The organism is Pseudomonas sp. 2822-17 (assembly GCF_002742485.1).
GTDB lineage: Bacteria > Pseudomonadota > Gammaproteobacteria > Pseudomonadales > Pseudomonadaceae > Aquipseudomonas > Aquipseudomonas cyclaminis.
The window spans coordinates 1-288 of the sequence record NZ_LJRZ01000625.1 but is presented as its reverse complement, the minus strand read 5'-3'; the positions used below and the strand labels follow the sequence as shown (position 1 = coordinate 288).

The 288-nt window shown below is 34.4% G+C and carries 1 protein-coding gene; it reads left to right on the top strand.

The genetic code is table 11. The annotated features are described in order from the left end of the window. Positions 1-288 (top strand): DMT family transporter (locus tag AOA60_RS23635; protein ID WP_143522531.1); only part of this gene is annotated, 288 nt, incomplete at both ends.

The following is a 288-nucleotide window of genomic DNA, read 5'->3' as shown; positions in this document are numbered from 1 at the left end:
GCAGTATCTGCCAGCTTGTTTCTTTAACCCTTTCCTATAAAACAATCATGTTAAATCATTCTTTATGGAAAAAGGAGTGGAAGCCACTTTTAGGACTTTCTCTGTCAGGAATTGTACTCTTTAATGTCTGCCTATATTATGCTGTCAACTATACTAGTTCTATTAACGCTGCGATTGTGGATGCTCTAACACCAGCTGTCGCAGCTGTATTAGGTTTCTTTTTATTACGAGAAAGGTTAAATAAAATTCAAATAACAGGAATTATATTATCATTCGGAGGAATTATAT